Origin of the sequence: Methylobacterium sp. J-078 (assembly GCF_022829285.1) — a bacterium.
GTDB lineage: Bacteria > Pseudomonadota > Alphaproteobacteria > Rhizobiales > Beijerinckiaceae > Methylobacterium.
This window is the reverse complement of record NZ_JAKSYI010000048.1, coordinates 1-18,114: the sequence shown is the minus strand read 5'-3', so window position 1 is coordinate 18,114 and position 18,114 is coordinate 1. Positions and strand designations below refer to the sequence as shown.

Below are 18,114 nucleotides of genomic sequence, written 5' to 3'. Positions count from 1 at the left end.
CTAGGCGGGTGCGGGAATCGCTGTAGGATACCGGGATGAACGATCTGGCGCCCGCCTCATTTCCGAACGTCCAGGGCCTGGTCGGCACCTGGCGCCGCTTCGGACAGGTCGGTCCCGTTTACGAGATCGTCAGCGTGGGTGACGCACGTCCGGATGGCGATTGGATGATGCGCATCCGCGTGCTGGAAACCCGCGAGGAAGTCGATTACCGACTCGCCGACATCCTGGACGATCCCCGAGAGCACTGATGTTCGCGATCGCGTTCGATCTCGTGGTCGCGGAGGCGCAAGCCCACCACCCCAAGGGCGTTTCGCAAGCCTACAGCGATATCCGCACGACGCTCTCGCGACGCTGCTTCGACTGGGTGCAGGGAAGCCTGTACACCAGCAAGGACGAGGACTTGGCGAAGCTGTTCTCCGCCATCACGGCTCTGAAGCAGCTCACGTGGTTCTCGCGCTCGGTCCGCGATCTCCGGGCATTTCGCGTGGAGCAATGGTCGGATTTCACCGCCTTCATCAAGGCGTAGGCCCGCCCGGCGTCCCGCGAGCCTGATACCGGTCAGCGCCAGCCGCTCGCGCGTGGCAACGGCCCAGGAAAGGACCGGCGAAGCGAAAGGACTCCGCCGGCATCGTCTCACGCTTCGCGCGAGGGGCAGGGGCTCACGCCGCCTCGGGCTTCGGGCCGAGGCGCTTGTCGAGGTAGGTGTCGACGGTCTGGGTGAGTTCGTCGACCTTGCCGTCGAAGAAGTGGTTGGCGCCCTCCACCATCTGATGCTCGATGATGACGCCCTTCTGGGTCTTCACCTTCTCGATCACCGGCATGACCTCGCGGGCCGGCGCCACCCGGTCCTCGGAGCCGTGCACGAACAGGCCGGAGGAGGGGCAGGGTGCCAGGAAGGTGAAGTCGTAGCGGTTGGCCATGGCGGCGATCGAGATGAAGCCCTCGATCTCGGGGCGGCGCATCAAGAGCTGCATGCCGATCCACGAGCCGAACGAGACGCCGGCGATCCAGCAGGCGCGGGCCTCGGGGTTCACCGACTGCACCCAGTCGAGGGCGGAGGCCGCGTCGGAGAGTTCGCCGGTGCCGTGGTCGAAGGCGCCCTGGCTGCGGCCGACACCGCGGAAATTGAAGCGCAGGGCCGCGAAGCCGCGATTGGCGAAGGTGTAGAAGAGATTGTACACGATCTGATTGTTCATCGTGCCCCCGAACTGGGGGTGCGGATGCAGCACGATCGCGATCGGTGCGCCCTTCTTCTTGGGGGCCTGATAGCGCCCCTCGAGACGGCCGGCCGGACCGGTGAAGATGACTTCGGGCATGAAACCTAAACTCCTGGGCGGCGGGACCGCCGGGACCCGTCGCGGTGGATCGCCGCGTCGTGGATGAGGCGCGCATCCGAGGCTTGGGCAAAGCCGCGAGGCGTGCCTTGACTCGCCGGGCCACGAACCTAAAAGCGCTCTTAGAATAATTCTAGCGAACTAGAATCGTTCTAAACTGCGCCGGTCGAGCCAGCTTCGGATCGGCGCGTCCCCGCACGACGGGCAACCGGAACACGTATCGTGACGGCGCCTTAGCATGATCGTGGGGGGCAAAAGCAAGGATTTGTCGCTTTCGCACTTGACGCCGCCAATGGTTTTTCCCGGATGATTTCGCCCCGCGCCTACCTCGACCACAACGCGACCTCACCGGTTCGGCCGGAGGTGGCGGCTGCCGTGGCGCGGGCGCTCGACCTGCCGGGCAACCCCTCGTCGATCCACGCGGAGGGCCGGGCGGCCCGCGCCGCCCTGGAGCATGCCCGGGCGGCGGTGGCCCGGCGGGTGGGGGCCGGCACGGGCCGGGTGGTGTTCACCAGCGGCGGCACCGAGGCCGCCAACGCGGTCCTGTCCGGGGCCCTGGCGCGCGCGGGGCAGCCCGCGCCGACGCGCCTGCTCATCGGCGCCACCGAGCACCCCTGCGTCGCGGCCGGCCACCGCTTCCCGGCCGACGCCGTCGACGTCGTGCCCGTGGACGCCGCCGGCGTGATCGACCTGAGCGCCCTGGAGACGCTGCTCGCCCGGCATGCCGGGACGGGCGTGCTGATCTCCGTTCACGCCGCCAACAACGAGACCGGCGTGATCCAGCCGCTCGCGGCCATCGTCGCCCTGGCCCGGGCGCACGGGCGCGCTCTGGTGCATTCGGACGCCGTCCAGGCCATCGGCAAGATTCCCCTCGACATGGCCGCCCTCGGCCTCAACGCCCTGAGCCTGTCGGGGCACAAGTTCGGCGCGCCGAAGGGCGTCGGCGCCCTGGTGCTCGCCGAGGGTGTGAGCTTGGGCGAGGGCTTCCTGCGCGGCGGCGGCCAGGAGGCGCGCCTGCGCGGCGGCACCGAGAACCTGCCCGGCATCGTTGGGCTGGGGGTCGCCGCCGACCTCGCCGATCCGGCGCAGGCGGACCGCCTCGCGGCCTTGCGCGACGGCATCGAGGCCGGCCTGCGGGCCCGCGCACCCGACCTCGCCGTGTTCGGTGCCGGCGCCCCGCGCCTGCCCAACACCTTGAGCTTCGCCGTTCCGGGGCTCGACGCCCCGACGGCGCTGATGCGGCTGGACCTCTCGGGCGTCGCGATCTCGTCCGGCTCGGCCTGCGCCTCCGGCAAGGTCGCGCGCTCGCCCGTGCTCATGGCCATGGGCGTCACCCCTGCGCTGGCTGCGGGGGCCCTGCGCGTGAGCCTCGGGTGGAACAGCACCGAAAGCGACGCAGCGCGGTGTCGCGCCGCCTGCGAACGCCTGGTGGAGACCCTATATCGACGGCAGGGGCACGCGGCGTGAGTGCCGCCTTCCCAAGCCATCCGACCAACACCCGGCCCTTGACGCCGGGCATGTCAGGAGACGCATAATGCCTGCAGTGCAGGAAACCATCGATCGGGTCCGCTCGATCGACCTCGACCAGTACAAGTACGGGTTCGAGACCACGATCGAGATGGAGAAGTCCGAGAAGGGCATCTCCGAGGACGTGATCCGCTTCATCTCGGCCAAGAAGGACGAGCCCGAGTGGATGCTGGCCTGGCGCCTCGACGCCTACAAGCGCTGGCAGACCATGCAGGAGCCCGATTGGGCCCGCGTCTCGTACGACAAGGTCGACTACAAGGACATCTACTACTACGCGGCCCCGAAGCGTCCGGCCGCCATGTCCCTGGATGAAATCGACCCTGAGATCCTGAAGACCTACGAGAAGCTCGGCATTCCCCTGCGCGAGGTCGAGGTGCTGGAGGGGATCGCTCCCGAGCGCCGCGTCGCCGTGGACGCGGTGTTCGATTCCGTGTCGGTGGCCACCACCTTCAAGGCCGAGCTGTCGAAGGCCGGCGTGATCTTCATGCCGATCTCCGAGGCCATCCGCGAATACCCGGACCTCGTGAAGAAGTATCTCGGTTCGGTCGTGCCCGTGACCGACAACTTCTTCGCGACCCTGAACTCGGCCGTCTTCTCCGACGGCTCGTTCGTCTACATCCCGCCGGGCGTGCGCTGCCCGATGGAGCTGTCGACCTATTTCCGCATCAACGAGCGCGATACCGGCCAGTTTGAGCGCACGCTGATCATCGCCGACAAGGGCTCCTACGTCTCGTATCTCGAGGGCTGCACCGCCCCGAAGCGCGACGACAACCAGCTCCACGCCGCCGTGGTCGAGCTCGTCGCCCTCGACGACGCTGAGATCAAGTACTCGACGGTGCAGAACTGGTACCCCGGCGACAACGAGGGCAAGGGCGGCATCTACAACTTCGTGACGAAGCGCGGCGATTGCCGGGGCGCCAACTCGAAGATCTCGTGGACGCAGGTCGAGACCGGCTCGGCCATCACCTGGAAGTACCCGTCCTGCATCCTGCGCGGCGACAATTCCCGCGGCGAGTTCTACTCGATCGCGGTGTCGAACGGCATGCAGCAGGTCGATTCCGGCACCAAGATGATCCATCTGGGCAAGAACACGACCAGCCGGATCATCTCGAAGGGCATTTCCGCCGGACGCTCACAGAACACCTACCGGGGCCTCGTCTCGGCGCACCGCAAGGCCACCGGCGCGCGGAACTTCACGAACTGCGACTCGCTGCTCATCGGCGACCAGTGCGGGGCGCACACCGTGCCGTACATCGAGTCGAAGAATTCCTCCGCGCAGTTCGAGCACGAGGCCACCACCTCGAAGATCTCGGAAGACCAGATGTTCTACTGCCAGCAGCGCGGCCTCTCCAACGAGGAGGCGACCGCGCTCATCGTTAACGGCTTCGTCCGCGACGTGCTGCAGCAGCTGCCGATGGAGTTCGCCGTGGAAGCTCAGAAGCTGATCTCGATCAGCCTCGAAGGCTCGGTGGGCTGAAAACGATGCGGGCTGTCATCGCAGCCGGCTTGGGTCTCTTATGGACAGGCAGTCACGCGATCTCGTGTGACTGCCCCTTCCCGAAGGGTCTTCAAACCGATGCGGATCGGGCAGCTTATCGGCTCGGAACGGCCTCTGTCGTTGCGGCGGTACGGGTCACCGAAGTTCGCCTTCGTGCGGACGATGGTCGTGACCCTGAAGCGGTCGGAAACGCAACGGTCGTAAAATGGATCAAGGGAACGGGCGCCAGCAAGCTCAAGATTGTTTCCCTTGGAGCGAACGAAGGCGGAAATTGCGGTCTCGCTTCGGTGTTGTTCAGTGCAGCATCGGAACAAAGACTGTTATCCGTAGCACTTCATGAAGATCCCGCCCGGAAGGGGTCTTTTTGGATCCACAGCTGCAGTTACTTTAAACTCGATGAGTTTGGGAGCGCATCCGAAGGGCGTTAACGCCGGATACGTCACCCCGTAAGAATAAAGATTGGACTAAACGCATGATCGAAATCAAGAACCTCACCGTCGCCATCGAGGACAAGCAGATCCTCAACGGCCTCAACCTCACGGTCAACGACGGCGAGGTCGCCGCCATCATGGGGCCGAACGGCTCGGGCAAGTCGACCCTCTCCTACGTCATCGCCGGCAAGGAGGATTATGAAGTCACGGACGGCGAGATCCTGCTCGACGGCGTGAACATCCTCGAGATGAGCCCGGACGAGCGCGCGGCGTCGGGCGTGTTCCTGGCCTTCCAGTACCCGCTGGAGATCCCCGGCGTCGGCACCATGACCTTCCTCAAGGCGACGCTCAACGCCCAGCGCAGGGCGCGCGGCGAGGGCGAGCTCTCGACCCCGGACTTCATCCGCAAGGTGAATGCTGCCGCCGAGAAGCTGGAGATCAACAAGGAGATGCTCAAGCGCGCCCTCAACGTCGGGTTCTCCGGCGGCGAGAAGAAGCGCATGGAGATCCTGCAGATGGCGCTCCTGGAGCCGAAGTTCTGCGTCCTCGACGAGACCGATTCTGGCCTCGACATCGATGCCCTGCGCATCGTTTCGGAGGGCGTCAACGCGCTGCGCGCGCAAGGCCGCTCCTTCCTCGTCATCACCCACTACCAGCGCCTGCTCGACTACATCGTGCCGGACGTGGTCCACGTCATGTCGCAGGGCCAAATCGTGAAGTCGGGCGACAAGGACCTCGCCAAGGCCCTCGAAGCCTCCGGCTATGCCGAGTACCGCACGGGCGAGGCCGCCTGAGATGGCCGACATCACCCCCCTCCGCACCGCGGCCGAGACCGGGCTCTCCAAGCTCTTCGAAGCCACGAAGATGAAGTACCCCACGGGCGTCTCGATCGCCCGCGAGGAGGCGTTCCGCTACTTCGAGGCGGTGGGCCTGCCGACCCGGCGGGTCGAGGCCTTCAAGTACACCGACCTGCGCTCGGCGTTCCGCGATGCCGCCCACCCGGCCGAGATGCCCTCGGCCGAGAACGCCAAGGCGGCCGTGGCGGGCGCCAAGGGCTTTGCGGGAATCGAGGCCGTGCGCCTCACCTTCGTCAACGGCCACCTGATCGAGGCCGAATCCGACCTCGGCCGCATCCCGGCCGGCGTCACCGTGACCCCGCTGACGCGGGCCCTCACCGAGGGCCACCCGCTCCTCGAGACGCTGACGCCTGTGCGCCAGGCCGCCGAGAACGCGATCTACCAGCTCAACACCGCCTTCCTGGCGGATGGTGCACTGATCGCCGTCGAAGCCGGCGCCAAGGTCGAGACGCCGCTCCACCTGCGCTTCATCGGCACCGGCGCGGAGGCCTATTCGACGGCCACCCGCGTGCTGGTGACCCTGGGGGAGGGCGCCGAGATCATGGTGCTGGAGAGCCACGAGGGACCGGACGGCATCGCCTACCAGCCCAACGACGCCGTCGACGTGACGGTGGCCGACACCGCCACCTTCCGGCACGCACGCCTGAACGCTGAGGGCCGCGAGGCCGTGGCGCTCTCGACGCTGTCCGTAAAACTCGGCGCCGCGTCGGCGGTCGAGACCGTCAACGTGGTCGTGGGCGCCGTGCTCTCGCGCCACCAGGTCTACCTGAACTTCGCCGGGGCCGACGGCCGCGCGGTGGTGAACGGGGCGGCCATGCTCAACGGCCGCCAGCTCGCCGACACCACCTTCCTGGCCGACCACGCCGCCACCGGCGGGGTGAGCCGCGAACTGTTCAAGACCGTGGTGGACGGTGAGGCCACGGGCGTGTTCCAGGGCAAGATCATCGTCCAGCAGGCGGCCCAGCAGACCGACGGCAAGATGATGTCGGCCTGCCTCATCCTGTCCGACGACGGCCAGATGATGAACAAGCCCGAGCTGGAGATCTTCGCCGACGACGTCGCCTGCGGCCACGGGGCCACCTGCGGCGCGCTGGACGACGACCTGCTGTTCTACCTGATGCAGCGCGGGCTGCCGAAGGCGGAAGCCGAGAGCCTGCTGGTCCAGGCCTTCCTGGGTGCGGCCATCGAGTCGGTCAGCCACGAGGGCGCCCGCGAGGCGCTGGTCGGCACCATCGAGGCGTGGCTCGCGGCGCGCGGCTGATCGCATCCCGACAGGGCCCTTCCCCCTCGCGCGGGGGGAAGGGTCGCGCGCGCCGGACACCCAACAGGTATCGCCATGAACGCACCCGTCCTGAACACCCCCTACGACGTCGCGGCGATCCGGGCCCAGTTCCCGATCCTCGCCGAGAAGGTCTATGGCCGGCCGCTGGTCTATCTCGACAATGCGGCCTCGTCGCAGAAGCCGCGCGCGGTCATCGACGCCATGGTGAACTGCATGGAGACGGGTTACGCCAACGTCCATCGCGGGCTGCACTTCATGGCGAACGCCGCCACCGAAGGGTTCGAGGGCGCGCGCGAGACCACGCGGCAGTTCCTCAACGCCGACTCCACCGACGAGATCATCTTCACCCGCAACGCCACCGAGGCCTACAACCTCGTGGCCTCGTCCATGGGCTGGGCGGGCCTGATCGGGGAGGGGGACGAGATCATCCTCTCGATCATGGAGCACCATTCCAACATCGTGCCCTGGCACTTCCTGCGCGAGCGGCGCGGGGCCGTGATCAAGTGGGCACCGGTCGACGACCAGGGCAACTTCCTCGTCGAGGAATACGAGAAGCTGTTCACGCCGCGCACCAAGATGGTGGCGATCACCCACATGTCCAACGTGCTCGGCACGGTGACGCCGGCCGCCGAGATCGTGCGCATCGCCCACGCCCACGGGGTGCCGGTTCTCCTCGACGGGGCGCAGAGCGCGGTGCACCAGCCCATCGACGTGAAGGCGCTCGATTGCGACTTCTTCGTCTTCACGGGCCACAAGGTCTACGGCCCCACCGGCATCGGCGTCCTCTACGGCAAGCGGGAATGGCTGGAGCGCCTGCCCCCCTACCAGGGCGGCGGCGAGATGATCCGCACCGTCTCCCAGGACACGGTCACCTACAACGATCCGCCGCACCGCTTCGAGGCCGGCACGCCGGCGATCGTCGAGGCGGTGGGCCTCGGCGCGGCGCTGGAATTCATGATGACGCTCGGCCGCGACAGGATCGCCGCCCACGAGGCCTCGCTCCTCGCCTACGCCCAGGACCGCCTCGGCGCCATGAATTCCCTGCGGATGATCGGCACCGCCAAGGACAAGGGCGGCGTCATCGCCTTCGAGATGAAGGGGGCGCACGCCCACGACATCGCCACCGTGATCGACCGCTACGGCGTGGCGATCCGGGCGGGCACGCACTGCGCCATGCCGCTCCTCACACGTTTCGGCGCGACCTCCACCTGTCGCGCCTCGTTCGGACTGTATAACACCACGGAAGAAGTCGACGCCCTCGCCGAGGCGCTTGCCAAGGCCGAGATGATGTTCGCCTGAGGACCAGACCATGAGCGACGCAGCCATCACCGGCGGGGCCAACACCCCCACCATCGCGAGCGACTCGGCGATCCCGCCCGAGGAACTCGACCGCCTGACCGACGACATCGTGGTCGCCCTGAAGAGCGTCTACGATCCCGAGATCCCGGCCGACATCTATGAGCTCGGCCTGATCTACAAGGTCGACATCGCCGACGACCGCAAGGTTGCCATCGACATGACCCTCACGGCCCCGGGCTGTCCCGTGGCCGGCGAGATGCCGGGCTGGGTCGAGACGGCGGTCGCCGCGGTACCGGGCGTCCAGTCCTGCGCCGTCACCATGGTGTTCGACCCGCCGTGGGACCAGAGCCGGATGTCGGACGAGGCCCGCGTCGCCCTGGACATGTGGTAGCGGAGGCTCAGGCCTCGGACGCGAGATCCCGGCGCGGCGGGAAGCTCAGGCCGTCATAGATGTCCGCCATCGCCAGCGTCGCGCCGATGGCGGGCAGGCCGATGACGGCGTCGAGTCCCTCGAAGGTCTCGATATCCCATCCCTCTCCGAGGCGCCGGTAGAGCAAGGCCTGCGGCTTCAGCGTCTCGACGAGGAGGATGTAGGCCAGGGTCGGGTGGCGCTTGTACTCCTCGACCTTGCGGGTCTGGTCGATCGTGGTGGTCGAAGGTGACGCCACCTCGACGACGAGCTTCGGCTCTCGCGCCTCGTAGGTGTCCTGGACCAGGGGCGCGCACTCGACCATCACGTCGGGCCGGCGCAAGCCCCGGATGCTGGTCCGGAGCGCGATGTCGGCAGTGGTCGGACGGCAGGATGTCCCGCGCAGTTGCGTCCCGAGGCTGATGATGATGTTCACCGTCGCCCGGTCGTGCTGCATGCTGGCCCCGGTCATCATCCGGTGCCGCGGCACTGGGTAGCCGTCGACGAGTTCGTAGAGTTCGTCCTGGTCGCGCTGCCAGACGAAGAAATCCTCGGGCGTCATGGTGAGGCGTGCGGCGTCTGCCATGACGATCCTTCCTGGGCTTCCGTCGCGCCACCCTACCACAGGGCGTCGCTTCCTGCGCGGTCGCCCATGGACCCCGGGCTCCGCAATCCTTATCTTAACCGGGTTCGATCACCCTCACCCGCCCGGGCCTTGAACCCGGCCGTCGGAGAGACATCATGGCATCCAAGTTCCAGGTCCTGTCGCTGACCGACGCGGCGGCGACGCGCATCAAGGCGATCATCGCCGATGCGGACCGGCCCATCGCGGGCCTGCGCGTCGGCGTGAAGAACGGCGGCTGCGCCGGCATGTCCTACACCATGGAATACGCCGAGGCGCAGAAGCCCGGCGAGGACCGGGTCGAGGATCGCGGCGTCACCGTCTTCGTCGATCCGAAGGCGCTGCTGTTCCTGCTGGGCACGCAGATGGACTTCCAGACCAGCAAGCTCTCGTCCCAGTTCGTGTTCAACAACCCGAACCAGACCTCGGCCTGCGGCTGCGGCGAGTCCGTGGCGATCACCCCGGTGAACCCCGAGGCGGTCGGCGCGCGCGCCTGAGCCGCCCACCGCGCCATCTCAGGCGACGTCGGACAGGTGCGCCGCCTCCGCGTCGTCGACGGTGCGGTTGCGGCCGTCGCGCTTGGCGCTGAACATGCACTGGTCGGCGCGCTCCAGGAGCGACACGGCCGTGTCGCCGGGCCGCGTCATCGCGAGCCCGAGGGAGATCGTCACCTTGCCGAGGGACTCGCCCGTGGAGCGCTTGACGAGTTCGCGCGCCATCACGCTGATGCGGACCTTCTCGGCGATGGCCCGGGCGGTGGCACGGTTGGTGTCCGGCAGCAGCATGGCGAATTCCTCGCCGCCGAAGCGGGCGAGGATGGCGCGGCTCTTGACCTGCTCGCGCATGACCACGGCCACGAGGCGTAGAACCTGATCGCCGGTGATGTGGCCGTAGACGTCGTTGAAGCGCTTGAACGAATCGACGTCGATGACGATCAGCCCGGCCGGCGCGGCCGCGGAGGCGCCTTGCACCAGCTTGCCCAGGCTGTCCTCGAAATGCTTGCGGTTCGACAGGCCGGTGAGCGGGTCGGTGAGGCTCTCCAGCCGCGTCGCCTCCAGGGTCTCGCGCAGGGCCTCGATCTCGCTGCGGCTCTCGCGCATGCGGGCCTCGAGGGTGCGGTTGTTGGCGCTGACCTCCCGCGTCGTCGCCACCAGGGCTGCGACGATCCGGTGCACGGCGGCCTGGCTCGGGGCGGTGCCGTCGAGGTCGTGCGCCAGGGCGCGGAGCGATTCACCGTACTGGGCGGTGGAGCCGAGCGAAAGGTCGAGCACCTCCATGACGCCGGCGATCTCGGTCAGCACGCCGGTGCTGGCATGCTCCGTGGCGGCCGACAGGCGGCTCGGGTCGAGATAGGTCCGGTAGAGGGTCTCGATGTCCTCCTCGGTGAGGGCGGCGGAGGCCGCCGTCAGGCGCTTGAGGGCGTCGTTCAGCAACGGCTGCGTGCCGGAGACGTAGGCGTACCAGACGGCGTAGGAGCGCGGCGCCGCCGAGGGCCCGTAATCGCGCATCAGGGTGTTGGCGCGCTCGGCCAGCGCGAAGCTCCGGTCGCGATCGCCATGTGTGCCGTCCATCGTCCGCCCGTCCGTCCGTCGCATCGTCCGCAGGCGCCCCCGAAGAGAGGGCGCACCCGCGCGATGCACCCTAGGGAGGTGTTGGTGCAGAGGGGGTTAAGGGCGGCTCATTTGGGTGACTTGACCACCGCCGGACGCAGCAGGAAGGCCGGGACGTGCGAGCCGAGGCCGACCGGCGTCTCGCCCTCGTCCTCGTCACCCCGGCGCCGGGGCGGGGGACGGCGCTCCTCGCGCGACCGCTCGGGGCGTGGCGCCCGCTGGGCCGCGGGGGAGGCGGGCGCGGCCTCGCGCTCGGCGATCTCGGCCTGGACGGACGGCGCGCGCTCCGGCGCGGCACGACGGGTGGCGGACCTGCCGCCGCGCCCGTCGCGCTTGGGCGAGCGGCCCTCCGGCTTGCCCTCGGATTTACCACCCTCGGACTTGGCGTTCTCGGACTTGGCGTTCTCGGACCTTCCGCCTTCGGATCGGGCCGTCTCGGACCGTCCGGCCGCCGACTTGCCCGCGCCCGGGCGCAGGCGGCGGCCGCTGCCGGCCTTGCCGCGGTAGCGGGTACGCGTCGATTCCCCATCCTCGGAGGGGGTGGTGGATTCCGGCACCGAGGCGAGGTCGCCCTCGGCCCAGGGAATCGGCTGCCCGATCAGGGCCTCGATGGCGTGGAGCGAGCGCTCGTCGGCGCGGCTGACCAGGGTGAAGGCGTGGCCGGCGCGGCCGGCGCGGCCGGTACGGCCGATCCGGTGGACGTAGTCTTCCGGGTGATGCGGCACGTCGAAGTTGAAGACGTGGCTCACCGCCGGGATGTCGAGCCCGCGCGCCGCCACGTCGCTGGCCACCAGGAGCGGCACCTCGCCCGAGCGGAAGCCGTCCAGCGCGATGGTGCGGGCGCGCTGGTCCATGTCGCCGTGGAGCGCCGCCACGTTGAAGCCGTGGCTCGCCAGGGACTTCTGCAGCAGCGCCACGTCACGCTTGCGGTTGCAGAAGATGATGCCGTTGTTCAGCTCGGCCTCGCCGCGGATGAGGCGGCGCAGGAGGTCGCGCTTCTCGTGACCCTCCGAGGGGGTCGCCACGAGCTTCTGCACGATGGTCGCGGCGGTGGAGGCGGGCCGGGCCACCTCGATCCGCTGGGGCGTGTGCAGGAACATGTCGGCCAGCCGCTCGATCTCCGGCGGCATCGTGGCCGAGAAGAACAGGGTCTGGCGCGTGAAGGGCACCATCTTCACGATGCGCTCGATGTCGGGGATGAACCCCATGTCGAGCATGCGGTCGGCCTCGTCGATGACGAGGAGCTCGACGCCGGTGAGCAGCAGCTTGCCGCGCTCGAAATGGTCGAGGAGCCGGCCCGGCGTCGCGATCAGCACGTCGGTGCCGCGCATCAGCTTGGCGTCCTGCTCGGCGAAGGAGACGCCGCCGATGATCAGGGCGACGTTGAGCTTGTGGTTGATGCCGTAGCGATCGAAGTTTTCGACCACCTGGGCGGCGAGCTCGCGCGTCGGCTCCAGGATCAGCGTGCGGGGCATGCGGGCGCGGGCGCGGCCGTTCTCCAGCAGCGTCAGCATCGGCAGCGTGAAGGCCGCCGTCTTGCCGGTGCCGGTCTGGGCGATGCCGAGGACGTCGCGGCGCGCGAGCACGTGGGGGATGGCCTGGGCCTGGATCGGCGTCGGCTCGGAGTAGCCGGCCGCCGTGACGGCCTGGAGGACCTTGTCGCTCAATCCGAGGTCGGCAAAAGACATATTCTATGAGAACCGTTGCGCGCGGGAATGGACCAACCGGCGCGGAGGACATCGACACGGCGACGGCTGGCAGAAAGGGCGGCTTCGACACGACCCGCCGCGCACACGCGTTGCGGGGACACTTAGGGCCTTGCGCCGCCTTGTCAATCGAGGCCACCCTCGGCAGGGCGGCTTATCCGCAGGCGCGCGCCGCGCCGGCCCGGCCCCGAGGTTCGTCCCGCCTTGCGCATCCTGCTCATCAACCCGAACACCACCCCGTCCGTCACCGATCTCGTGGCGGGCCATGTCCGGTCGGTGGCCGGGGCGGGAATCACCCTGGTGCCCGCCACGGGGCGGTTCGGGGCGCGCTACATCGCGAGCCGGGCGGCGGCGGCCATCGCCGGCCACGCCGCCCTCGATGCCCTCGCCGAGCACGTCGCCGGCTGCGACGCCGTCTACCTCGCCTGCTTCGGCGATCCGGGACTCGCGGCCCTGCGCGAGGTCTCGCCGGTCCCCGTGGTGGGCATGGCCGACGCCGCCTGCCGGGCGGCCGCCAGCGGCGGACGGCGCTTCGCCATCGTCACCGGGGGCGCCCTCTGGGAACCGATGCTGACCGAGTTCGTCGCGGCCATCGGCCTCGCCGAGCGGTTCGCGGGCGTGCGCGCGGTCGCGCCGACAGGGGGCGAGATCGCCGCCGACCCCGACGCGGCCCTCGGCCTCCTCGCCGCCGCCTGCCGGGCCTGCGCCGAGGCGGACGGCGCCGAGGCCGTGATCCTCGGGGGCGCGGCCCTGGCCGGGCTCGCCGCGCGCATCCAGCCCGCCGTGCCCGTGCCGGTCCTCTGCTCGGTGGAGGCCGGCACGCACGCGGTCCTGGTCGCCGCCGGGGCTGCGCGCCCGGAACGCGGCGCGCCCGGGCTCGCCAGCACCGGCCTCGCCCCGGCCCTGGCGCGCCTCCTCGCGGAGACCTGACCGCGCCGCTTTGCATCGCAAAGAAAAGCCTTGCATCGACTTTGCGCTTCAGGATACTTTACATCGCAGAGTTTACTGGGAAGGGTCGCATGAGCGATCTCGACAAAGCCCTGGCCGACATCGTCGCGATCCGCTCGCAGCTGGTCCGGGGCACAGCCTTCAGCGGCTACGGCCCGGCTGCCTTCGCGGCCACCGCCGCGCTCGCCCTCGCCACCGCGACGGTGCAATCCCTCCTCCTCGACGACCCGGATGGCCGGCCCCTGGCCTATTTCGGCGCCTGGATCGTCACCGCCGTGATCGCCCTCGCGCTGATCGGTGCGGAGATGCGGGCCCGCGCCCGCCGGCACACGGGCGGCCTCGGAGACGCGATGATCCACGACGCCGTCGAGCAGTTCCTGCCGGCGGGCGCCGCCGGCGCCCTCCTCGCCCTGGTGCTGGCGCGGGTCTCGCCGGAGAACCTGTGGCTGCTGCCGGGCCTGTGGCAGGTGCTGGTCAGCCTCGGAATTTTCGCCGGAATCCGGGTCATGCCGCGCGGGGTCGCCCTCGTGGGCGCCTGGTATCTCGTCGCCGGCCTCGCGGTGCTGGTGGTGTCGGGGGAGGGCCGCCACCTCTCGCCCTGGGCGATGGGCGTTCCCTTCGCGGTCGGCCAGGGCCTGATGGCCCTGGTGATCCGCGCCGCCTCGGAGGCCGACGATGCCCAGGATTGAGATGGGCAAGACCGAGACGGGCGAGCCCGCGGCCGCCCCCTTCGCCTATGACGGACTCGACCGGGTGATCCACGAGAAGGCCCGCCTCGGGCTGCTCACCTCGCTGATCGCCCATCCCAAGGGTCTCGCCTTCGCCGCCCTCAAGCAGCTCTGCGGCCTCACCGACGGCAATCTGAGCCGCCACCTCCAGGTGCTGCAGGAGGCGGGCCTCGTGGAGATCCGCAAGGGCTACGAGGGCAACCGGCCCCAGACCACCTGCGGCCTCACCGCCGCCGGGCGCCGGCGCTTCCTCGACTACCTCGCCGTGCTGGAGCGCGTGGTGCGCGACGCCGCCGAGGCGGCCCGGGACGCGGACGCAGCCCCGGAGAAGCCCGCCGCGCGAGGCGGCCGGCCCCAGCCGGCCTGAGCCCCGTCCCGACCTGACCCGGTCGCGCCCGAGATCCGACCTTCACGTGCCAGGAAACTTTACCATGCAAAGCCCTTTGCAGAGCGGACTCCACGTCGGCATCATCATGGACGGCAACGGCCGCTGGGCCGTCGCCCGCGGCCTGCCGCGGGTCCTCGGGCACAAGGCCGGCGTCGCGGCGATCCGCAGGGTGGTGGAGGCGGCTCCGGACCAGGGCATCGGCACGCTGACCCTCTACGCCTTCTCCAGCGACAACTGGCGCCGACCGCCTGACGAGGTCTCCGCGCTGATGGGCCTCCTGCAGCGCTACCTGCGCGCGGAGACCGGGCGCCTCGCCGGGGCCGGCGTGCGCCTGACCGCGATCGGCCGACGCGACCGCCTGCCGGCGGGGCTCGCCGAGGCCATCGGCCGGGCGGAGGACCTGACGGCGGGGGGCACCCGCCTGCACCTGCGCATCGCGATCGACTACTCGGCCCGCGCCGCGATCCTGGCCGCCGCCGCCGCGCTGGCGGCCTCGGCCGACCCGTCCCCGGCCGCGTTCGGCCGGGCGGTGAGCGGCGGGGCGGTTCCCGACGTGGACCTCGTCATCCGCACCAGCGGCGAACAGCGCCTCTCGGATTTCCTGCTCTGGGAGAGCGCCTATGCCGAGTTGCACTTCACGCAAGGACACTGGCCGGATTTCGACGCGGACGACCTCGCCGCCGCGCTCGCCGCCTTCGCCGGCCGGGAACGCCGCTTCGGCGGCCTCGCCGCGCCCGCCCGGGCCGCCTGAGGGCGCCCGGGTCCCGTCATCCAGGGAGAGCCGCCATGCGGATCCTGCTCGTCAACGTACCCCATCCCGCCATCGGCAGTCGGATTCCGGACGACCACCTTCCGCCCCTCGGACTGCTCGCCGTGGGCGGCCCCCTCCTCGACGACGGCCACACGGTGCGCCTCCTCGACGGGGAGTTCGGGCCGGCGGCGACCCTGGACCTCGTGGCCCAGGCGCAGGCCTGGCGCCCGGAAGCGATCCTGTTCGGCCATTCCGGCTCGACCTCGGGCCATCCCGTCATCGCGGAGGTGGCCGCCGCCATGGCCGTGGCCCTGCCGGGAACGCCCATCGTCTATGGCGGGGTGTTTCCGACCTATCATTGGCGCGAAATCCTGCGCGACGAGCCCTGCGTCACCGCAATCGTGCGCGGGGAGGGCGAGGAGACGGCCCGACGCCTGATGGCGGCCCTGGCAACGGGCGCGTCGCTCGCGGCGGTGCCAGGCATCGCCTTCCGGGACGCGGCGGGCCCCAGGGCGACGCCGGATGCGGCGGTAATCCGCGACCTCGACGCCTACCGGGTCGGCTGGGAACTCATCGACCATGCCCGCTACAGCTACTGGGGCGGCCTGCGGGCGGTGGTGGTGCAGTTCTCGCGGGGCTGCCCCCACCTCTGCAACTATTGCGGCCAGCGCGGATTCTGGACCCGCTGGCGGCATCGCGACCCGGTCCGCTTCGCGCGGGAACTCGCACGCCTCCACCGGGAGCACGGCGTACGGGTCATCAACTTCGCCGACGAGAACCCCACCGTGTCGCCCCGGGCATGGCGGACCTTCCTCGAGGCGCTGATCGCCGAGGAGGTCGACCTGATCCTGGTGGGCTCCACTCGCGCCGACGACATCGTGCGCGACGCCGACATCCTCCACCTCTACAAGCGGGCGGGCTGGGCGCGCTTCCTCCTCGGGCTGGAGAGCACGGACGAAACCACCCTCGCCCGAATCCGCAAGGGGGCGGCGACGAAGACCGACCGCGAGGCCATCCGTCTGCTGCGCCGGCACGGCATCCTCTCCATGGCGACCTGGGTGGTGGGCTTCGAGGAGGAAACCGACCGGGATTACTGGCGCGGCCTGCGCCAGCTCCTTTCCTATGACCCCGACCAGATCCAGATGCTCTATGTGACGCCTCATCGCTGGACGCCGTATTTCCGGCAGGCAGCGGAGCGTCGGGTGATCCAAACGGATCGTCGGCTCTGGGACTACAAGCATCAAGTGCTCGCGACCCGGCACATGCCGCCCTGGCGCGTGCTGTTCTGGTTCAAACTCATCGAGCTTTGTGTCCAGGGCCGGCCGAGAGCGCTGGCGCGAGTCCTGTTCCATCCGGATCGAGGCCTGCGCCATGCCATGCGCTGGTACACCCGCATGGGCCGGCGGGTCTGGCCGCACGAGATCCGGGGCTTTCTGCGCGACCCGCGCGTGCGGGACGGCCCGAGCGTCGCCGCCTTCTGGGGTCAGCCGCAGGAGGCGGAGGAAGAATCGATGCGGGCGACACGGGCCGAGCGCCCGGTCGCGCCGCGCCTCAGCGCCTGAGGCCGGCGGCCGTGCAGGGGTCGAGGAACGAGCGGCCGGCGGCCTGTCCGATCGAACCCGTGGTCTCGGGCTCGGCCTGCCCGGCGCGGGCCTCGCGCTGACGCGGCCCGGTCTCCACCGCGCGTGAGAGATACTGGGTCGCCGCGAGGGCGACGAGGCCGATCGCCAAGCTCAACTTGATCGCCCAGGGCAGCAGCGTGGCGGGCGGACGGGCGACGGCCTCCTCCCGCTCCGGCATCGGATTCTCCCCACGGGGAATGTCCACGAAGCGGCTGGGAGGGAGCATGGCAGGCACGTTCATCGGTGCGGCCCCGGGTTGGACCGATCGGGCTGGACGATCCGCCATCAGGGTTAAGATCGGGTTCCCGCACCGGCGTGCCGGGTCAGCCACCCGGCACTAAAAAGCACTTCGCCCGGGCAAGCGGCAGTAAAACTCCAGGCAATGGGGGCGGTCGAAAAATCAGCGGATCATATCTTGAATTTTCACGAGGCTACACGACGCGGGAGAACAGGTGAGCCGACCCATGTGCGTCAGGACACAGACGATCAAGCCCAGAGATGAACCCCGACTAACCTTTACCCTTCCTTGACGTCTGGGGGCGTAACCCGTGGCCTTGTTGCAGGAAAGCGACAGACCCGACGGCGGCCAGGGCCTACAAGCACGCCGGCTTTCGCCAACCAGGACCAGGTAAAATGAAAAGACTGCTTCTCGCCTCCACCGTGCTCGCCGGCCTGACCGCCGTCGCTTCGGCCGCCGACCTTCCGCGCCGCGCGGCTCCCCCGGTGTTCGTGCCGGTGCCGGTGTTCACCTGGACCGGCTTCTATGCCGGTATCAACGCCGGCTACGGCTTCGGCACGGGCAACGACAACAACCGCACGACCAGCGTGCTGGCCACCGCGCCCGTCTTCGCCCCCGGCACGGTCGGCGCGGTGAGCTTCAACAACCGCAACAATAACGAAGGCTTCGTTGGCGGCGGTCAGATCGGCTACAACTACCGGTTCACCCCGGGCTCCGGTGTCGGTTCGCTGCTGGTCTGGAGCGGGACGGAGCGGCGGTGCGTGCCGCGTTGACGACGTCATGGAGCAACGGTCAGGCGGAGGGTCGGATTAGCCGCCTGAAAATGCTCAAGCGGACGATGTACGGACGCGCAGGCTTCCCCCT

Annotated in this window: 19 protein-coding genes and 1 pseudogene; 15 read left to right on the top strand and 5 right to left on the bottom strand. The window is 69.4% G+C overall.

The features are described 5' to 3' along the window. The first annotated feature begins 35 nt into the window (after positions 1 to 35). Positions 36 to 248 (top strand): DUF5397 family protein, encoded by a 213-nt coding sequence (locus tag MKK58_RS04725; RefSeq protein WP_243911008.1) that lies wholly within the window; start codon positions 36 to 38, stop codon positions 246 to 248. Continuing rightward, positions 248 to 526, top strand: a complete 279-nt coding sequence (locus tag MKK58_RS04720; protein WP_243911007.1) for a virulence factor — start codon at positions 248 to 250, stop codon at positions 524 to 526. The genes MKK58_RS04725 and MKK58_RS04720 overlap by 1 nt, the downstream gene beginning before the upstream one ends. Before the next feature lie 133 nt (positions 527 to 659). On the opposite strand, the gene MKK58_RS04715 is transcribed toward MKK58_RS04720, so the two are convergent. Further along, positions 660 to 1,316, bottom strand: a complete 657-nt coding sequence (locus MKK58_RS04715; protein WP_056186925.1) for an alpha/beta hydrolase — start codon at positions 1,314 to 1,316, stop codon at positions 660 to 662. Positions 1,317 to 1,640: 324 nt separating this feature from the next. Between MKK58_RS04715 and MKK58_RS04710 the strand changes: the two genes are divergently transcribed. From MKK58_RS04710 to MKK58_RS04685, 6 genes are all read left to right on the top strand, one after another. Continuing rightward, positions 1,641 to 2,801 (top strand): cysteine desulfurase family protein, encoded by a 1,161-nt coding sequence (locus tag MKK58_RS04710; RefSeq protein ID WP_243911006.1) that lies wholly within the window; start codon positions 1,641 to 1,643, stop codon positions 2,799 to 2,801. Positions 2,802 to 2,868: 67 nt separating this feature from the next. Next, on the top strand, positions 2,869 to 4,338 hold the full coding sequence (gene sufB / locus MKK58_RS04705; protein WP_243911005.1) for a Fe-S cluster assembly protein SufB: 1,470 nt from the start codon (positions 2,869 to 2,871) through the stop codon (positions 4,336 to 4,338). 493 nt (positions 4,339 to 4,831) lie between these two features. Then, positions 4,832 to 5,584: a Fe-S cluster assembly ATPase SufC gene (sufC, locus tag MKK58_RS04700; RefSeq protein WP_243911004.1), complete on the top strand. Its 753-nt coding sequence runs from the start codon at positions 4,832 to 4,834 to the stop codon at positions 5,582 to 5,584. 1 nt (position 5,585) lies between these two features. After that, on the top strand, positions 5,586 to 6,908 hold the full coding sequence (sufD, locus tag MKK58_RS04695; protein WP_243911003.1) for a Fe-S cluster assembly protein SufD: 1,323 nt from the start codon (positions 5,586 to 5,588) through the stop codon (positions 6,906 to 6,908). 75 nt (positions 6,909 to 6,983) lie between these two features. Then, positions 6,984 to 8,228, top strand: a complete 1,245-nt coding sequence (locus tag MKK58_RS04690; protein WP_243911002.1) for a cysteine desulfurase — start codon at positions 6,984 to 6,986, stop codon at positions 8,226 to 8,228. A gap of 10 nt (positions 8,229 to 8,238) precedes the next feature. Beyond that, positions 8,239 to 8,619, top strand: coding sequence for an SUF system Fe-S cluster assembly protein (locus MKK58_RS04685; protein WP_238277884.1), 381 nt, complete (start codon positions 8,239 to 8,241; stop codon positions 8,617 to 8,619). Positions 8,620 to 8,626: 7 nt separating this feature from the next. On the opposite strand, the gene MKK58_RS04680 is transcribed toward MKK58_RS04685, so the two are convergent. Further along, positions 8,627 to 9,223 (bottom strand): Uma2 family endonuclease, encoded by a 597-nt coding sequence (locus tag MKK58_RS04680; protein WP_243911001.1) that lies wholly within the window; start codon positions 9,221 to 9,223, stop codon positions 8,627 to 8,629. A 155-nt stretch (positions 9,224 to 9,378) separates the two neighbouring features. Here MKK58_RS04680 and MKK58_RS04675 point away from each other — a divergent pair, with 155 nt between their 5' ends. Continuing rightward, complete coding sequence (locus MKK58_RS04675) at positions 9,379 to 9,756, top strand: HesB/IscA family protein (RefSeq protein WP_243911000.1); 378 nt, start codon at positions 9,379 to 9,381, stop codon at positions 9,754 to 9,756. Between the two features lie 18 nt (positions 9,757 to 9,774). Here MKK58_RS04675 and MKK58_RS04670 read toward each other — a convergent pair whose 3' ends face one another. Continuing rightward, positions 9,775 to 10,830 (bottom strand): sensor domain-containing diguanylate cyclase, encoded by a 1,056-nt coding sequence (locus MKK58_RS04670; protein WP_243910999.1) that lies wholly within the window; start codon positions 10,828 to 10,830, stop codon positions 9,775 to 9,777. A gap of 107 nt (positions 10,831 to 10,937) precedes the next feature. Next, positions 10,938 to 12,557: a DEAD/DEAH box helicase gene (locus MKK58_RS04665; protein ID WP_243910998.1), complete on the bottom strand. Its 1,620-nt coding sequence runs from the start codon at positions 12,555 to 12,557 to the stop codon at positions 10,938 to 10,940. Between the two features lie 222 nt (positions 12,558 to 12,779). Between MKK58_RS04665 and MKK58_RS04660 the strand changes: the two genes are divergently transcribed. The 5 genes from MKK58_RS04660 (at position 12,780) to bchE (ending at position 16,952) form a co-directional block, all read left to right on the top strand. Then, positions 12,780 to 13,505 carry an aspartate/glutamate racemase family protein gene (locus MKK58_RS04660; RefSeq protein WP_243910997.1) on the top strand — a complete coding sequence of 242 codons (726 nt, stop codon included), beginning with the start codon at positions 12,780 to 12,782 and terminating at the stop codon, positions 13,503 to 13,505. Between the two features lie 89 nt (positions 13,506 to 13,594). Beyond that, entirely contained in the window at positions 13,595 to 14,212 is a 618-nt protein-coding gene (locus MKK58_RS04655; RefSeq protein WP_243910996.1) for a hypothetical protein, read from the top strand. Between the two features lies 1 nt (position 14,213). Beyond that, the gene (locus MKK58_RS04650) at positions 14,214 to 14,618 is read left to right on the top strand and encodes a transcriptional regulator (RefSeq protein ID WP_243911022.1); all 405 of its coding nucleotides are present in this window, start codon (positions 14,214 to 14,216) and stop codon (positions 14,616 to 14,618) included. 64 nt (positions 14,619 to 14,682) lie between these two features. After that, complete coding sequence (locus MKK58_RS04645) at positions 14,683 to 15,390, top strand: di-trans,poly-cis-decaprenylcistransferase (RefSeq protein ID WP_243910995.1); 708 nt, start codon at positions 14,683 to 14,685, stop codon at positions 15,388 to 15,390. Between the two features lie 35 nt (positions 15,391 to 15,425). After that, entirely contained in the window at positions 15,426 to 16,952 is a 1,527-nt protein-coding gene (bchE, locus tag MKK58_RS04640) for a magnesium-protoporphyrin IX monomethyl ester anaerobic oxidative cyclase (RefSeq protein ID WP_243910994.1), read from the top strand. Here bchE and MKK58_RS04635 read toward each other — a convergent pair. Next, positions 16,942 to 17,238 carry a hypothetical protein gene (locus tag MKK58_RS04635; protein WP_243910993.1) on the bottom strand — a complete coding sequence of 99 codons (297 nt, stop codon included), beginning with the start codon at positions 17,236 to 17,238 and terminating at the stop codon, positions 16,942 to 16,944. The two genes, bchE and MKK58_RS04635, sit on opposite strands and share 11 nt — an antisense overlap. 407 nt (positions 17,239 to 17,645) lie before the next feature. On the opposite strand from MKK58_RS04635, the pseudogene MKK58_RS04630 reads away from it, so the two are divergent. Next, positions 17,646 to 17,972: pseudogene (locus MKK58_RS04630) on the top strand (porin family protein); the annotation flags it as partial. Between the last annotated feature and the right edge of the window lie 142 nt (positions 17,973 to 18,114).

Coding starts and splice junctions, on each gene's coding strand:
- MKK58_RS04650 (WP_243911022.1), top strand. CDS start 14,214: ATGGGCAAGACCGAGACGGGCGAGCCCGCGGCCGCCCCCTTCGCCTAT.
- MKK58_RS04685 (WP_238277884.1), top strand. CDS start 8,239: ATGAGCGACGCAGCCATCACCGGCGGGGCCAACACCCCCACCATCGCG.
- sufD (WP_243911003.1), top strand. CDS start 5,586: ATGGCCGACATCACCCCCCTCCGCACCGCGGCCGAGACCGGGCTCTCC.
- sufB (WP_243911005.1), top strand. CDS start 2,869: ATGCCTGCAGTGCAGGAAACCATCGATCGGGTCCGCTCGATCGACCTC.
- MKK58_RS04655 (WP_243910996.1), top strand. CDS start 13,595: ATGAGCGATCTCGACAAAGCCCTGGCCGACATCGTCGCGATCCGCTCG.
- MKK58_RS04680 (WP_243911001.1), bottom strand. CDS start 9,223: ATGGCAGACGCCGCACGCCTCACCATGACGCCCGAGGATTTCTTCGTC.
- sufC (WP_243911004.1), top strand. CDS start 4,832: ATGATCGAAATCAAGAACCTCACCGTCGCCATCGAGGACAAGCAGATC.
- bchE (WP_243910994.1), top strand. CDS start 15,426: ATGCGGATCCTGCTCGTCAACGTACCCCATCCCGCCATCGGCAGTCGG.
- MKK58_RS04720 (WP_243911007.1), top strand. CDS start 248: ATGTTCGCGATCGCGTTCGATCTCGTGGTCGCGGAGGCGCAAGCCCAC.
- MKK58_RS04675 (WP_243911000.1), top strand. CDS start 9,379: ATGGCATCCAAGTTCCAGGTCCTGTCGCTGACCGACGCGGCGGCGACG.
- MKK58_RS04635 (WP_243910993.1), bottom strand. CDS start 17,238: ATGCTCCCTCCCAGCCGCTTCGTGGACATTCCCCGTGGGGAGAATCCG.
- MKK58_RS04665 (WP_243910998.1), bottom strand. CDS start 12,557: ATGTCTTTTGCCGACCTCGGATTGAGCGACAAGGTCCTCCAGGCCGTC.
- MKK58_RS04645 (WP_243910995.1), top strand. CDS start 14,683: ATGCAAAGCCCTTTGCAGAGCGGACTCCACGTCGGCATCATCATGGAC.
- MKK58_RS04690 (WP_243911002.1), top strand. CDS start 6,984: ATGAACGCACCCGTCCTGAACACCCCCTACGACGTCGCGGCGATCCGG.
- MKK58_RS04670 (WP_243910999.1), bottom strand. CDS start 10,830: ATGGACGGCACACATGGCGATCGCGACCGGAGCTTCGCGCTGGCCGAG.
- MKK58_RS04710 (WP_243911006.1), top strand. CDS start 1,641: ATGATTTCGCCCCGCGCCTACCTCGACCACAACGCGACCTCACCGGTT.
- MKK58_RS04725 (WP_243911008.1), top strand. CDS start 36: ATGAACGATCTGGCGCCCGCCTCATTTCCGAACGTCCAGGGCCTGGTC.
- MKK58_RS04715 (WP_056186925.1), bottom strand. CDS start 1,316: ATGCCCGAAGTCATCTTCACCGGTCCGGCCGGCCGTCTCGAGGGGCGC.